Annotated in this window: 15 protein-coding genes and 1 pseudogene; 7 read left to right on the top strand and 9 right to left on the bottom strand. The window is 34.9% G+C overall.

Annotation, left to right across the window (positions count from 1 at the left end):
• Nucleotides 1–133: 133 nt before the first annotated feature.
• The 3 genes and pseudogenes from BMW63_RS03500 to BMW63_RS03490 all read right to left on the bottom strand — a co-directional run bounded on the left by BMW63_RS03500 (nt 134) and on the right by BMW63_RS03490 (nt 2223).
• Nucleotides 134–515: pseudogene (locus tag BMW63_RS03500) on the bottom strand (PH domain-containing protein).
• Between the two features lie 86 nt (nt 516–601).
• Nucleotides 602–1462 (bottom strand): NAD(P)-dependent oxidoreductase, encoded by an 861-nt coding sequence (locus BMW63_RS03495; protein WP_074721325.1) that lies wholly within the window; start codon nt 1460–1462, stop codon nt 602–604.
• 314 nt (nt 1463–1776) lie between these two features.
• A complete protein-coding gene (locus tag BMW63_RS03490) occupies nt 1777–2223 on the bottom strand; it encodes a hypothetical protein (protein WP_074721323.1) in 447 nt (148 codons plus the stop codon).
• 400 nt (nt 2224–2623) lie between these two features.
• On the opposite strand from BMW63_RS03490, the gene BMW63_RS03485 reads away from it, so the two are divergent.
• Nucleotides 2624–2851: a CDGSH iron-sulfur domain-containing protein gene (locus BMW63_RS03485; RefSeq protein ID WP_074722022.1), complete on the top strand. Its 228-nt coding sequence runs from the start codon at nt 2624–2626 to the stop codon at nt 2849–2851.
• A gap of 123 nt (nt 2852–2974) precedes the next feature.
• Here the strand turns inward: BMW63_RS03485 and BMW63_RS03480 are convergent, their stop codons facing one another.
• Nucleotides 2975–3499: a GNAT family N-acetyltransferase gene (locus tag BMW63_RS03480; RefSeq protein WP_074722020.1), complete on the bottom strand. Its 525-nt coding sequence runs from the start codon at nt 3497–3499 to the stop codon at nt 2975–2977.
• 555 nt (nt 3500–4054) lie between these two features.
• Between BMW63_RS03480 and BMW63_RS03475 the strand changes: the two genes are divergently transcribed.
• Nucleotides 4055–5461: an APC family permease gene (locus tag BMW63_RS03475; RefSeq protein WP_074721321.1), complete on the top strand. Its 1407-nt coding sequence runs from the start codon at nt 4055–4057 to the stop codon at nt 5459–5461.
• 540 nt (nt 5462–6001) lie between these two features.
• On the opposite strand, the gene BMW63_RS03470 is transcribed toward BMW63_RS03475, so the two are convergent.
• Together BMW63_RS03470 and BMW63_RS03465 are read right to left on the bottom strand one after the other, a co-directional pair.
• On the bottom strand, nt 6002–7450 hold the full coding sequence (locus BMW63_RS03470; RefSeq protein ID WP_074722018.1) for a glyceraldehyde-3-phosphate dehydrogenase: 1449 nt from the start codon (nt 7448–7450) through the stop codon (nt 6002–6004).
• 158 nt (nt 7451–7608) lie between these two features.
• Nucleotides 7609–9009 (bottom strand): trypsin-like peptidase domain-containing protein, encoded by a 1401-nt coding sequence (locus BMW63_RS03465; protein ID WP_074721319.1) that lies wholly within the window; start codon nt 9007–9009, stop codon nt 7609–7611.
• A gap of 136 nt (nt 9010–9145) precedes the next feature.
• Between BMW63_RS03465 and dapF the strand changes: the two genes are divergently transcribed.
• The 5 genes from dapF (at nt 9146) to BMW63_RS03440 (ending at nt 13216) form a co-directional block, all read left to right on the top strand.
• Nucleotides 9146–9928 carry a diaminopimelate epimerase gene (gene dapF / locus BMW63_RS03460; RefSeq protein WP_074721317.1) on the top strand — a complete coding sequence of 261 codons (783 nt, stop codon included), beginning with the start codon at nt 9146–9148 and terminating at the stop codon, nt 9926–9928.
• Nucleotides 9929–9969: 41 nt separating this feature from the next.
• Nucleotides 9970–10503 carry a GNAT family N-acetyltransferase gene (locus BMW63_RS03455; RefSeq protein ID WP_074721315.1) on the top strand — a complete coding sequence of 178 codons (534 nt, stop codon included), beginning with the start codon at nt 9970–9972 and terminating at the stop codon, nt 10501–10503.
• A 10-nt stretch (nt 10504–10513) separates the two neighbouring features.
• Nucleotides 10514–11554, top strand: coding sequence for an endolytic transglycosylase MltG (gene mltG / locus BMW63_RS03450; protein WP_074721313.1), 1041 nt, complete (start codon nt 10514–10516; stop codon nt 11552–11554).
• A gap of 89 nt (nt 11555–11643) precedes the next feature.
• Nucleotides 11644–12477 (top strand): DUF2279 domain-containing protein, encoded by an 834-nt coding sequence (locus tag BMW63_RS03445; RefSeq protein WP_317040257.1) that lies wholly within the window; start codon nt 11644–11646, stop codon nt 12475–12477.
• A gap of 97 nt (nt 12478–12574) precedes the next feature.
• A complete protein-coding gene (locus BMW63_RS03440) occupies nt 12575–13216 on the top strand; it encodes a lysozyme family protein (protein WP_074721311.1) in 642 nt (213 codons plus the stop codon).
• 52 nt (nt 13217–13268) lie between these two features.
• On the opposite strand, the gene BMW63_RS03435 is transcribed toward BMW63_RS03440, so the two are convergent.
• The 3 genes from BMW63_RS03435 to BMW63_RS03425 form a co-directional block, all read right to left on the bottom strand.
• Entirely contained in the window at nt 13269–13808 is a 540-nt protein-coding gene (locus BMW63_RS03435) for a hypothetical protein (protein ID WP_074721309.1), read from the bottom strand.
• A gap of 395 nt (nt 13809–14203) precedes the next feature.
• Nucleotides 14204–14740, bottom strand: a complete 537-nt coding sequence (locus BMW63_RS03430) for a hypothetical protein (RefSeq protein ID WP_074721307.1) — start codon at nt 14738–14740, stop codon at nt 14204–14206.
• Nucleotides 14741–15135: 395 nt separating this feature from the next.
• Nucleotides 15136–15660: a hypothetical protein gene (locus BMW63_RS03425; RefSeq protein ID WP_074721305.1), complete on the bottom strand. Its 525-nt coding sequence runs from the start codon at nt 15658–15660 to the stop codon at nt 15136–15138.
• Nucleotides 15661–15780: the final 120 nt, after the last annotated feature.

The following is a 15780-nucleotide window of genomic DNA, read 5'->3' as shown; positions in this document are numbered from 1 at the left end:
TTGATCTATTTTGTGAGGTACGGAAAGAAAAAAGCTAAAAATAAGTGCTTTAGTGCATTTAGTTTTAGCTTTTAAGACGTTTTTGCCACAGATTAAAATAATTAACAGGATTTAATCTACAGCAAGTTTTGGTTTATTTTAAAACATGATGTGCTAGTACTTTTTGCACTTCATATACATTAACTGACTTATTAAATTGCTTTTTTATGCTGGGTTGTAATTCACTGGAAACCCAAATTTTTAATTCGGCATCAAGGTCAAAAGTACCTGCAGTCTCAATGCTGAATCTGGAAATGCTTTTATAAGAAAATGGATTTGTATTCGGTTTTGCTTCCTGTCAAGCCTTGTTTGTCAACTAATATTAGACGTTTGGTGGTGAATATAAAAGTGTCCCGAATCAGTTTAAAGCCCAATTCAATCTCTTCTCCGTCGATTAAAAGTTGCCCGTATTCCTTTGTTAATTGTTCTTGAGTTACCGCTCCTGCGTTACCAAGAAGTGCCGAGAATATTCCCATATTGTTTCTTTATTTTTAGATTGTGATTATTTAAATTTTTAGTGGCTGCAGACTCCGCATATTTTTATAGCAGAAGGAAATCGACTTTATTTATTTCTAAGACTCGTTATGATTGCCATTACATCTTCATCACCTAATCCTTCTTTTTGAGCAGTTTCATAGCTGTCATACAATGGGTGTATTAGTGGCGAATCTAATCCAGCTTCCTTGGCCAGTCTCAAATCCTTAACTAGGTGTTTGAGTGCAAAAGCTGCAGGGTAATCGTCCTTTAAAATAGAATTGGCTTTGATAGTAGTGATGCCGTTCCCACAAGCACCTTCATTAATGATGGAGAGCATATCTTCTTTTCGTACGCCGTTTTTCTCTGCAAAAATAATGGTTTCTGCTAATCCCTGAAGGTTTAGTCCTAGCAAGTAATTAATCGCTAATTTAGCTGAACTGGCTTTTCCGGGGGTGCCCACAGGAATAGAAACTTTTCCCAAAACATTAAAAATAGGTTTGGCAAGCACATAATCTTCATCACTGGCGCCTACTAAAATAACTAAGGTGCCGTCCTGAGCCGGCTTAACGCTTCCAGAAACAGGAGCGTCAATAAAATGAATCTTGCGGGTGGCACATATTGTGGCTAAGTAGCGAGAAGTTTCCGGAGAAACGGTACTCATATTAATGATCAGTTTTTCAGGATTGTCTTGAGACAGCAAACCATTCTCGTTTTCAAAAACTTCTTTGACGGCCTCATCGTTGGACAACATGGTAATCACCACATCGGATGTTTGTATCAACTCTTGGATGCTGGCTGCTGAAGTTGCCCCTAAGTCGACTAATTCCTTTTCCTTGTGTTTGCTACGATTGAATACGACTACTTCAAAACCTGCTTTCAATAAGTTTTTTGCCATTGGATTTCCCATGTTTCCGAGGCCAAGCCATCCTAATTTTAATGCTTCCATAATTTTTAAATATACTGTGATGTTTTTTTTTGCAGCTGCTGAGTCTCTAAAAAAAAAAGATTACTAGATTATCAGACTTGCTTTTTGCTGCCACTAAATTAAGGCTTATTTTTTGTGTACAGTCAAAAAAAAGGGAGGTAGAACGGGAAGTTATTTACGAGACCAAAATCTACATTTAGTATTTGGGACTACCACAGTTAATAGGAGTGTAAAAAAGTTGTTACCTTCTGGTTATCAGATTCCTTTTTATTTTTCAATAAATTTTTTCCGTAGTATAATTTTGACGACTAAGTTTTCTGCCGTAAATTATTACACTATGACATCAGCCTTTTTTGAATTTCTTTTTTCATCACTTTCTCAGTAATGGCGAATATTTCTTTTTTGTTATTTCTAAATTTATTTACAAAAGAAATAATCTCATTATCTAATTTTTCGTGTTCGCTTCTTATTTGGTGGGAATCATATTTATAGGGAGCATCGATGAGTTCAGCGAGGTGTTTTAAATGCAGGGCGATTTTGTCTTGTAATTCATCGCTACATTTACTTTCGTTAGATAGCTCTTTGGCTACTTCGCGCATTTCATCTAAGTTCGCATTATGAGTTAGTCCCATGAAATATTTGTCAACAAGATGATATAAAAATTTCAAGTCCTCTTTGTAAAATTGTATGTCAGAGTACCATTGTTCTGTTAATATATATAATTGTTGCCACTGTGCTTCCCAATTAAAATCATTTTTTAGTTTGCGTTTTAAATTTTCCATACTATCGATTTATTAGTTAACTATTCGTTTATATGATCAGGCGCGGTTTAAAAATGCATCGCTAAAATGGGAGACTTATTTTGACTAGCGAATCCAGTATTTCTATGCCGAAGATTTTAGCTCTAAATTACTTTTAATGTCTTGCCGAAGAGGGGATTACTCAAGCGATAATTTTCATTTAAAGAGGATATTAAAAGTACAAAAAAATAAACAAACTGCTCGTGTAATGACTTGTCTTTTTTCGGTTGTAGTTGACAATAGAATTTCTTTAGTAGTGTGACAGCGATGGCGTAAAATAGAATAAAGATAAATTAGGGCTTTGAATCCAAAAAAAATACGGCTATGCGAAATGATGAGCATATATTTTGCAATCTTTGAACTCAAAAAAATAAATAGCATTATGAGCAAAACAAAACTAATTATCAATAACAACGGATCTATTAAGATCGAAGGGGATTTCGAAATAATGGATTGTGATGGTAAAGTATATGGACTGGAAGGAAGAACTGCTTTAGGTCTTTGTCGTTGTGGATTGTCTTCTAATAAACCTTTTTGTGATGGTTCACACCGCAGCAGTTTTGAACATGAATCAAAGGCATTTGATTTGCCACCAATGAAAACGAAATAAAGAAAACCGTTTTCTGTTTACACTATAAAAAAAGCTGCATTTTTAATAAATGCAGCTTTTTTTACTCAATCTGGTCATTGCTACAAAGGAGGGGTTTTAATTGCGATGCATTACTGGCGCGGATTATTCTTTGTTTTGTAATGTCCAATACACCATTTCGTTGTCATTCTTCATTTCCATAAAATTTAATTTCTTTAGTAGATTGATAGAACTAATATTGTCAATTAAACATCGTGCGGTTATTTCCTTTACAAATTTGTTTGAAAAGGCCCATTTTATAAGTCCTTTTGAGGCTTCTTCCGCATAACCATTTTTTCTTTCTTCTTTTATGATACCATATCCAATATCGATATTTTCTTCGTCATGATTGAACCCTTTAAAACCTAAGTCGCCAATTATTTCTAATGTGTCATTTTTGATGATTATCCATGATTCAAATCCAGTAGGTGATTCAACCTGAGATAAATTATTAATTATTTTGGGTAAAGTTTCTATAACATCAGCATCAGGCCAGCTTTTACCTTTCGTTAATCCCATTATAGATAAATCACCAAAGTCATCGTTCATAATATTTTTGCAAATTTGTATTGTAAACGGAATAAGAATTAATCTTTCCGTTAGGAGTCTATCTATTTGTAATGGTTGCATTTTTAATTTTTCGATTGTTTGTTGCAGTGTTGTGAAATTACTGTGAACTAGTAAATATGCGTTTCTCAATAGCTCATAATCCGTTACTCAAATATATATTGTTTTATTCACAATTAATTAATTAATTCGGCTTTTTCATTTTAATTATCTTGTCATTCCGACAAAGGAGGAATCTCCGTTTGTGATGCAGTACATTCGTGGAATGCAATTGCACCATCGTATGACACGGGCGTAAACTGAATCGTCTTATTTCACCGTTGTAGTCATTGATTATATCGTTTCGTTGCGTGAGGGATAGTAGTGAAAATCCTCACTTGTCTCGTCTCGTTTAAAAACGAGACGAGACAAGTGAGATTGTAGCGAATAGCTTGACCGTACCGTAACGGAGTGGAGGTAGGGACACGCCCTGATACTATATAGATTGTAGTGTAGTAATCTTTAATTTTGGATTTGACTCTACTTCGGGGAACAAAATATTTGGGATTTCTAAAAAAAGTATATCTTTAGCCAACCAAAAACCAAAAACCAAAAACCAAAAACCAAAAACCAAAAATAATGCAAGAAGAGAATCAAGACGATTTTAAGAGAGAACTCGGATTACTGGATGGAACTATGCTGGTGGTGGGTTCCATGATCGGTTCGGGAATATTTATAGTGAGTTCAGATATGGTGCGCCAATTGGGTTCGGCCGGATGGCTGATCGCTATGTGGGTGCTTACCGGAACCATTACGGTGATTGCCGCTGTGAGTTACGGTGAGTTGAGTTCCATGTTCCCTAAAGCAGGCGGACAGTATGTATATATTAAGGAAGCTTACGGAAAACTCGTTGGTTTTCTCTACGGCTGGAGCTTCTTTGCCGTGATACAAACGGGTACAATCGCTGCGGTGGGAGTTGCCTTCTCTAAGTTTGCAGCATATTTATTTCCAGCTTTTAGTGATAAAAATATCTTATATGAAATAGGTGATTTCAAATTGAATGCCGCTCAGATTGTTTCCATTTTTACCATTATTTTACTGAGTTATATTAACAGCCGCGGAGTGAAAAACTCTAAGATTCTTCAAACGGTTTTAACGGTGATTAAAATTTTATCGTTGGCAGGTCTGATCCTATTTGGATTTTTTGCAGCTAAAGCTGAGGTTTGGGATGCTAACTGGACAAATGCATGGGCATCGTCGTCACTTGACGTAGCAAGTGGTTCCTGGATGCCGATAAGCGGAGTGACTTTGATTTCTGCAATTTCAGCAGCTTTGGTGGGCTCGATGTTTTCGAGTGTCGCTTGGGAAGGAGTGACTTTTATCGCAGGGGAGATTAAAAATCCAAAACGCAATGTAGGACTGAGTTTGTTTCTTGGAACTTTAATTGTTAGTGTGATTTATGTTTTGGCAAATCTAATGTATCTGGCTGTAGTGCCGTTGCAAGAAATTGCTACTGCCGAATCAGACCGTGTGGCTGTGGTGGCTTCGCAATATATTTTTGGATCTATAGGGACGTATATTATTGCTGTGATGATTATGATTTCGACTTTTGCGTGTAACAACGGACTGATTATGGCCGGTGCCAGAGTATATTATACGATGGCGCAAGACGGTGTTTTCTTTAAAAAAGCGGCTCAGCTGAATAAAGCTAGTGTTCCAGAATGGTCTATCTGGGTACAGTGTTTTTGGGCTTCGGCCTTGTGTCTAACAGGGAAGTATGGTGATTTACTTGACTTTGTAGTAATCATCGTTTTGATCTTTTATATACTTACGATTTTAGGGATATTTATTCTTCGCAAAAAAATGCCAGATGCTGAAAGGCCATATAGAGCTTTTGGATATCCTTTTTTACCTGCTCTCTATATTGTTATAGCTAGTGCAATTTGTATTGCTTTATTATACACTAAAACAAGTACGAGCGGTTGGGGCGTCCTGATTATGCTAATGGGTATTCCTGTTTATTATTTGACAAAGGCTAAGGAATAGTTTGTCAATGGTCAGTATTAAGTTTAAATATTTTTTTATTGTAATAAAAAGTGTTCTTTACCAATAAGTTTAAAATAAATCCGTTCCGTCTCGTTCTTAAAAACGAGACGGAACGGATTTTCTATTTAATGTCAGTCGGGATGCTGCGATTCTAATGCGCTATTCATCGAAGAAGCTTTTAAAAACTTATATAACTTATATGGTTTAATTTTTCGTGATAAAGAAAAGCCTACCACATAGAATCATAGCTTTACTATGTAAATAGAGGAATGGCAAAGAAAATTATTTTTCAGATAGTTTGCTCTTTGATTAAAGTGACACTTCTTTTGTAAACTAAGAAAAAATCTATGTTTCTATGTGGTAGAAAAAATCAGTGGCATTCTTTAAAAATAATTTCAAAAAAAAATCCCTCTCGTCTTACTAACGGGAGGGATTTTCTATTAAATCCAGGTTGGGCTGCTGTAAATCTTAATCTAAAACTTGAACTAAAAACTAAAAACTAAAAATTGAAACGGCATTGCCAAACCTGTAAGCTATAGGCTAGTAATACGTGAAACGTCTTACTTTAGCAATATATTTTGCCAATCTTATTACTTGATGACTGTAGCCATATTCATTGTCATACCAGATGTATAACACGATATTTTTGCCGTCATTAGAAACGATAGTGGCATTACTGTCATAAATTGAAGGTGCAGATGTACCAACGATATCGGATGAAACTAGTTCGTTATTTGTTGAATATTTAATTTGCTCTACTAACTCGCCTTCCAATGCATATTTTTTCATAATGGCATTGATTTCTTCAATTGAAGTTTCTTTTGATACTTCAAGATTCAAAACAACTAACGATCCGTTAGGAACAGGAACACGAATCGCATTAGAGGTCAATTTACCTTCCAATGACGGTAACGCTTTAGCGACAGCAGTTCCTGCTCCCGTTTCAGTAATTACCATATTCAAGGCTGCAGCTCGACCACGACGGTATTTTTTGTGCATGTTGTCGACCAAGTTTTGGTCATTTGTATAGGAGTGTATCGTTTCTAAATGTCCTTTTACTACACCTAAAGTATCTTCAACTGCTTTAAGTATAGGAGTGATGGCATTTGTTGTACAAGAAGCAGCAGAGAAAATATCAATATCGTCTGGATTGTATTCGTTTTGATTTACACCATGAACAATATTTGGAACTCCTTTACCAGGAGCAGTCAATAATACTTTATGCGCTCCTTTTGAAACTAAATGTCTGCTTAATGCTTCTTTAGTTGTAAAAGCACCTGTATTATCGATTATCAAAGCATGATCAATTCCGTAAGTAGTATAATCAATTTCTTCTGGAGAGTTTGCTGTAATAATGTGAACAGTTGTACCGTTGATGATTAACGCATTGTTTTTAACATCGGCAGTTACAGAACCTTGAAAATCACCATGAATGGAATCATAACGCAATAACGAAGCTCTTTTTTCAAGGGTCGAAGCATCATTTTTATCTCTAGTAACAATGGCTCTCAATCGTAATTGGTTTCCTTTTCCAGTTTTAGACATTAGCTCTCTGGCTAATAAACGTCCAATTCTACCAAAACCATATAATACCACATCTTTCGGCTGAATTTCTTCTGATGATTTGGCTTCTTTTAATTTGTCCAATACAAAATGTCTTGCATCGGGATATTTTTCGTCTTCTAATACGTACTCGTAAGTCAGTTTACCAATATCTAATTTTGATGGTGGTAAATCCAACGATAAAACGACTTTGGCAATTTCTACCGAGTCGAAAATGGTAATCGGTTTGCCTACAAATTCTGCGGCATACTGATGTAAATTGATGATTTCATTTACGTTTTTGTCTATCAATTGATTTTTAAACAAAACCATTTCTATGGATTTGTCATACCATAAATCGCTGACAATTTTAATTAATTCTACTCCTGCACGTCTTCTGTCGACCTGAAATGAAACTTCTTTTTGATACAAAGGTGTCTTGCTCATATTGAAAATTTGAAAATAATTTAGTACTTGTTGTCTTAAATTTGGCGCAAAAGTACCCATTTCAATCGATTTCGTGAACTATTTTAATGTTTTTTTTTAATAAAAAAAGCCAGTGCGTTTTGCGGACTGGCTTTGTTTTTATCGAAAGCGGGCAGGTGTTAGATAATGATTCTGAATACTTCCCCGTTTTTATTGATCATTTCGAGTCGTATGTTTTGGTTTTCTTCTTTATTATTTAAAAGTTTGGAGACCGTTTCGATATCTTTTGCTTTTTCATTATCAATACTCAGAATGATATTGCCTTTTAATTCAGCGCTGTATTGCATTAAATTTTCATTGGTTATAGATTTAATTTTGACACCATAATTGATATTGAATTTCTTTTTGTCGGTGGTATTAATATTTTCTAGTTCGATTCCTTTGAATTCAGTACTGAAGAATTCGTTTTTACTTAGCAGTACAGGAACGATGCGATTTTCTCCGTCTCTAGTATAGGTAACCTGTATTTTATCATTAGGTCTCTTGGTGTTAATGTATCCAGAAAGGTCTGCATAAGTGGCAATCTTCTGTCCGTCTAGTTTTACTATGATATCTCCTTTTTGAAGTCCAGATCTTTCAGCACCTGAATTTTTTGTAACGGCGCCAATGTAAAATCCTTCGGTTTGGTTAATTCCTAATTCTCTGGAAGCAGTTGCATTTAATTCTCCACCTTCAACCCCCAAGATTCCACGTTGTACGTTACCGTATTCCATAAGATCTTCAATAATTTTTCGGGCAATATTAGACGGTACAGCAAAAGAGTAACCAACATAGGAGCCAGTCATAGAAGAAATCATCGTATTGATTCCTATCAAGTCACCACGGGTGTTTACTAAAGCACCACCACTGTTTCCTGGATTTACCGCAGCATCTGTTTGAATAAAAGATTGAATTCCGCTAGTTCCCAAGTCTCTGGCTTTCGCCGAAACAATACCAGCAGTTACCGTTGAGGTTAAGTTATATGGATTTCCGACCGCTAGAACCCATTCTCCAATTTTTACCGAATCAGAATTTCCAAACGTGGTATAAGGGAGTTTTTCGTCAGCATCGATTTTTAACAAAGCGATATCCATTTTTGAGTCGGTACCAATGAGTTTTGCTTTGTATGATTTTTTATTATTTAAGGTAATTTCAATTTCTGAAGCGTCTTTTATCACATGATTATTCGTTACGATATAACCATCGGCTGAGATAATTACACCTGAGCCAGTTCCCACTTGCTCCTGTGTCTGTCCTCCTTTGTATCCGTAGAAGTATTCCAGCATCGGGTTTGAAACGGTTTTATAGGATACGTTTTTTACATGGACTACCGTGTGTATTGTTTTTTCGGCCGCTTCCGTAAAGTCAATGACATCAGGAGATAGGCCTACTTTTCTGATATAGGATTCACTAGATAGCGTGGTTAACGGATTTTTATTCGAAGAAAAATAGTCATTAGTATCAAATAATAATTTGTAAGCCCCTAATGTTACGGCACCACTTAACAGAGAAGCCAAAAATAGCTGCGAAAATCGATTCATAATAGAGTAAGTTTTACGTTATTTGTATTGTAAAAATAGGGTTAAATAAGGTGTTCAAAAAACAGTTTAACGCTCTTTAACAGTGATTAACATTTCATTAATAGTTCGTACTTTTGTGAAATACAACTTAGACATAATGCAAATAGAATTTTATAAATACCAAGGAACCGGAAATGATTTTGTGATGATTGACAATCGTCTGGGAACTTTTCCAAAAGAAAACACCAAGCTCGTAGCTCATTTATGTGACAGACGTTTTGGGATAGGAGGAGATGGTCTTATTTTATTAGAAAACGATCCCAAATCTGATTTTAAAATGGTGTATTACAATTCAGACGGAAGCCAAAGTACCATGTGCGGTAATGGAGGAAGATGTTTGGTGGCTTTCGCCAAAAAAATAAACGTGGTTGAAAACAGTACTACGTTTAATGCTGTAGATGGCATGCACCATGCAACAGTTGACGAAGACGGCATCGTATCGCTGCAAATGATTGATGTTTTGAATATTAAAAAAGAATCAGATTATACCTTTCTGGATACAGGTTCCCCACATCACGTTCAGGTAGTCGAAGATTTAGAAAATTATAATGTAAAAGAACAAGGCGCCGCCATTCGATACAGTGAATTGTACGGAAAACAAGGAAGTAATATCAATTTTGTAAAGAAAATAGACGCGACTACTTTTTCGTTACGCACCTATGAAAGAGGCGTGGAAGATGAGACATTGGCTTGCGGAACCGGTGCTACTGCTACTGCGATAGCAATGAATGCAACGGGAACAACAGATGCGACTTCCATAAATTTGAATGTGGAGGGCGGAAAGCTCGTCGTTTCTTTCGATAAAAAAGACAATAATTATACTAATGTATTCCTCAAAGGCCCCGCTGAGTTTGTCTTTGAAGGAACAATCGAGGTTTAAACTAACCTTTAATTTTTAATCTCTAACTTTCAACTTCAATAATGATAACTCTAAAAGGAGAACACATATACATCCGAGCGCTTGAACCAAATGATTTGGAGTTCATTTATGCCATAGAAAACGAACAGACTGTGTGGGAAGTAAGCAATACAAATACTCCATACAGTAGGTTTTTAGTCAAACAATACCTCGAGAATGCGCATCAGGATATTTATGAAGCCAAGCAATTGCGACTGGCGATTTGTCAAGACGAGGACTTTCCTGCGGTGGGATTAATTGATTTATTTGATTTTGATCCAAAAAATAACAGGGCAGGAGTAGGGATTGTAATTCAGGGACTTGAGAACCGAAAGCAAAATATTGGTTCGGAAGCATTAGGACTACTAATACAATATGCGTTCCATAACCTTAATTTGCATCAATTGTATGCAAATATTGGTACCGAAAATGAAGCAAGTAAAGCTCTTTTTACTAAATTTGGCTTCGAATGTATCGGTGTAAAAAAAGATTGGAATCTAGTAAGCGGCAGTTATAAAGACGAGGCGTTTTTCCAATTAATTAATCAACAATTTTAAAATTTTAGCTTTGAACTTAAAAAAAATTATATCAATTGTATCCATAATTGTAGTCTCAGGATTAATTATTTATGGATTTATCCTGGTAAGACAGATTTTTGCCGACAACACAAAATTTACTGAAAAAGAAGTATTCATACATGTCCCCACAGATTCTAATTATGAAGGGGTTAAGAAAATAATAGCACCTTATGTGGCTAATATGGATCGCTTCGAAATGGTAGCTGACAAAATGAGCTATGCTCAAAATGTAAAATCGGGTCGTTTTTTATTCACCAAAGGAATGAATAGCTATGCTCTTGTAAAAGCGATGCGAATGAATGTTCCTGTAAAATTAGCATTCAACAATCAAGAACGCTTGGAAAATTTTGCTGGACGGGTTGGCTCTCAAATTGAAGCCGATAGTTTGTCATTACTGACCTCTTTTAAAGATTCTATTTTTCTAAAGGAAAATGGTTTTACTCCCGAAAATGTTTTGGTTATGTTTATCCCTAATACCTATGAATTCTATTGGAACACAACAGCCGAAAAATTTCGTGATAAAATGATCAAGGAATACCTTAATTTCTGGAATAAAGAACGTGTTGCAAAAGCAGCTCAGCAAGGTTTAACTCCTGTTGAAGCAACAATTTTAGCTTCGATCGTACATAAAGAATCCGTAAAAAAAGATGAAAGACCTAGAATTGCGGGAGTGTATCTAAATCGATTGAGACTGGAAATGCCACTTCAGGCTGATCCTACGGTGATTTATGCTTTGAAATTAAAATCAAATGACTTCGACCAAGTGATTAAACGAGTTTTTTATAATGACTTAATAATGGCGTCGCCTTACAATACTTATATGAATATCGGACTTCCTCCAGGTCCGATTGCCATGCCAGACATCACCGCTTTAGAAGCTGTAATCAATCCTGAAAAGAACGATTACATCTATTTTTGTGCCAGTGTCGAGCGTTTTGGTTATCATGAATTTGCAGCTACTTTACCGGAGCATAATATAAATGCTAAGAAATATTCAGATTGGATTAACGCCCAAGGGGTAAAAAGATAATTTTGAAGGGTAAAAGCAATTGTTTTTTTTTACTTTTTTTACTGCTGTGGTTTCATATTAGTTTTGGACAAAACAGACTGAATGGTTTCTTGAAGCCTTCAGACTCATTAAATTCAAGCAGGAGAAATTCGGTAATTTTTACGGAAGCCGCATTGGTCTCGGGAGCCTTGGTAGGTTTAAACCAATTTTGGTATGCCGATTATGAAAGATCTAACTTTCATTTTATCAATGATAATGAAGAGTGGCTGCAGATGGATAAGGTGGGTCATTTGTATTCCTCTTATCATATAGGCAGATTGGGGGCAGAAATGCAGGAATGGAGCGGAACAACCCAAAAAGAGCAATTGATCTACGGGGCGGGTCTAGGTTTTGCTTTTTTGACTGCTGTGGAGGTCTTAGACGGGTTTTCTTCAGAATGGGGTGCTTCGCCAGGAGATATAATCGCGAATGCTTCAGGGACTGCTTTATACGTTTCACAGGAATTATTATGGAATGAGCAACGCATCACACCGAAATTTTCTTTTCATACTACTCAATATGCCCAGTACAGACCCAATGTTTTAGGAAGCTCCCTTGCTGAGCAAATTCTGAAAGATTACAATGGACAAACGTATTGGCTTTCGGCCAACTTATACTCCTTTTCCAAAGGCTCAAAGATACCCAAATGGCTCAATTTTGCTATTGGTTATGGAGCGGACGGAATGATTACTGGAAATGGTGAAAATAGCGGGCTTTTCCCGATGCCAAAAACGGAAAGAATGAGACGGTTTTATTTGAGTTTGGACGTTGACCTGACGAAAATTGAAACAAAATCCCATTTTTTGAAGACAATTTTCTCCGTTTTGAACACTTTAAAAATCCCGGCACCAACGGTTGAATACTCACATGGCGAGGGGTTTACGGGTCACTTATCGTATTTTTAGACAAGTTTAACAGGTTGATTTTCAGCTTTATGAATTTTATTGTATCTTTGCAGGCAGAAATTTCTTAACGGGACAGCGTTTTGAAGAAAAACAATTTATGGTAAAGAAATGGTATTTTTATACAAGTTTAACTGTTATTATAGCTTTTTTAAGCTCGGGTTTTAAACCTCTCGAGATTGAAGCAAATCAATGGTTTCTAATAAAAAACACAGATGGAATTAGGTACTTATTTCCATCGTTACAGCAGGACGATTACACCAATATGAATATCCCTTTTACTGGAAATTTATTTATTGGTTTCAAAGAAGCAATCGGATATAGAGAATCTGAAAACAAATACAAAAAAATCAATTCTCTCGGTTATTTAGGGAAATACCAGTTTGGTAACGAAACCCTAAAATCTGTCGGAATATACGATACTTCTTTATTCCTTCGTAGTCCTAAGATGCAAGAGAGAGCCTTTGTAGCTCTTTTATCAAAAAACAAATGGATATTACAGGATATCATCGAGAAATACGATGGTAAGGTGGTAAATGGGATTTTGGTCACGGAATCCGGAATTTTGGCAGCAGCACATCTTGGTGGTGCAGGTTCTGTAAAGAAATATTTTAAATACAATGGAAAAAAATTCATCAAAGATGCTTATGGGACTTCAATCCGAAGTTATATGGAAGCATTTGGAGGATATGATACTTCATTAATAGTGGCAAATGTAAATGCAATTGCAAGTCTAAACTAATTTACAATAGTGTATAAAAAAGAGGCAGTCTCAATTGAGACTGCCTCTTTTTTTATCGGACTTTTAAAATGTCCCCATTTGGGCGAACAGTCAGTTTCATCGTTTCTTTTCCTTTTTTAATTTTAAGATTGTACTGTTTTTTCAGGACATCACCATCTTCTTGGGTATATAAATATTTATCGTTAACAATTGTCCAATCCGGATAGGTTCTATAAATGGAGTACAGTAGTTCATTAGGCAATCGTACATCTTTGTAATTCTCCACTACGCGAATTAACTTCCCTTTTTCATTATAAGTAGCTGACAAAGAGCCGTCTTTAGTTTGCATGATTAAAAGATAAGTTTCGGCACCTTCGTAGTCCGTACCAATATCATAGGCAATGAACTTTTCTTCTAACCTTCTGACATCTGTGTCAGGATTATTGTCTGGGATATAAACTGAAAAATCAGACCCCACTCTTTTAATTACAACGGGAGGTAGTTCTTCCACTTTCATCAGGCCTTCTTCTCTATCTTGTTTCACTGTTTTATCTTGGGAATAAGACGAAACAGTCATGCTTAAAAACAACAAAGTAATAATAAATGATTTCATAACGTTTAGTTTTAAATTAATATTTGGTATTATAGATTCTTCATGCGTGATTTAATTTTTATTTAGTTCATTTCTTCTTTAAATGTCTAAAATTAAATAAGTTTGATTCAAGTGTGTCTAATTAAATCATCTTAATATAAAGTTAGTTGTTTTTCTGACCTTTTTATGTTAATTTTTTCTATGAATATTGTTAATAAAAATGGTTTTTAAAAGTTTTTTTTATTAGGACTTATCGCGATTCAATGTATAAAAAGGATATTTTATGAAGGGTCTTTTTAAAATGTGTAAAAAAAAATAGGTTAAAATCATTCTGATTATAATTTTAAAGCACTTTGGTTTAACAAAAAAAACTGCCCAAATTTTGGGCAGCTAGAAGGAAGTCAATTTTATGGTGCTTATCTTTCAGCAAGAATCGCACCATCAGCATGAACTGTTAATTTACGGCTGTCATTTCCATTTTTAATTTTTAAGTTATACTGTTTTTTTAAGATGTCTCCCTCTTCTTGGGAATATAAATACTTGTCATTGACAATTTCCCATCCGGGATATGCTTTATAGACGGAGTAAATTACAGGAGCGGGTAACTTTACATCCTTGTAATTTTCGACAACTCGAATTAATTTCCCTTTTTCATCATAGGTAGCGGCCAAAGATCCTCCTTTTATTTCCATAGTTACTAAATAGGTATCGTAACCTTCAAAATTTTTACCTAAATCGTAGGCGATGAAATTATCTTGTAATTTTCGAACTTTGGGATCTGCATTTCTATCTGGTAGATAAATTGAAAAGTCTTCTCCTGCACTTTTAATAACTACAGCGGGTAATTCTTCTATTTTCATCATTCCTTCTTTCGTAGCGGTCTGTACTTTTTCTTGAGAATAAGATGAAATAGTTAAACTCAAAAATAATAAAGTAACAATAAATGTTTTCATGATAATTAGTTTTAAATTAATATTTACCGTCGGTTAAAATAATTTAAATTTAGGGACTTCTTACTTTTCATTATAATTATTACATCTTTAATTTTTAATAGTATTAGTTGATGTATTGTGTTTATTTGTAGTTAATACGTGTTTATTTATTGTAAATTTAGTTTTTTTATTGCGAATTTTACGTTAAGGGTTTCCTCGTTACCTGTTAATAAAAACGATTATTTAAATTTTTTTTTATTAGGATAAATCAACTTCTTACGCTAAAATAATGGAGCTTCTATAACCTGAACCAGATGATTTATCATTTAGATTTCTTGTGAATTTGGGACAGTCTGATTTCGCTAAAGAAAAAGAACCTGCCCCATGTTTACGGGGCAGTTAAAATGGTTTCTATTTTAGTTTTCAGTTATAAGTTCACCATCAGGATGAACCTTCAATTTACGACTTTCTTTTCCTTTTTTAATTTTTATATTATACTGTTTTTTTAGAATATCTCCTTCTTCTTGAGAATATAGATATTTATCATTTACGATCTCCCATCCTGGGAATTTTTTATAGATTTCGTAGATTAATTTACTTGGTAATACTACATCCTTGTAATTTTCTACAACACGAATTAATTTCCCGTTTTCATTATAAGTGGCTGTTAATGTACCTCCTGTTACTTCCATATATACGAGATAGGTTTCATAACCTTCATAGTTTTTACCTAAATCATAGGCGATGAAGTTGTCTTGCAGCGCTCTGACCTTAGGATCAGCATTTCTGTCAGGCAGGTATACCGAAAAGTCATCTCCAGCACTTTTAATTACTACAGCTGGTAAATTTTCCATACTCATACTACCAGCATTTGTTTCTTGTGAGTAAGATAGAGTGGTTAACCCTAAAGATAGTATTAATACATGCATAAACGCTTTCATAATATTTAGATTTAAATGATTAATGACATGATTTAGAGTAAATTTTAGATCTGTAAATCACTTACTTTTTTTAGTTTTTCAATTTAGACTAAATTATTTTTTTAAATAATTATTTGCGTT

Source organism: Flavobacterium frigoris (assembly GCF_900111075.1).
In the GTDB taxonomy this organism is placed as follows: domain Bacteria; phylum Bacteroidota; class Bacteroidia; order Flavobacteriales; family Flavobacteriaceae; genus Flavobacterium; species Flavobacterium frigoris.
This window is presented reverse-complemented; position numbering and strand designations above follow the sequence as displayed.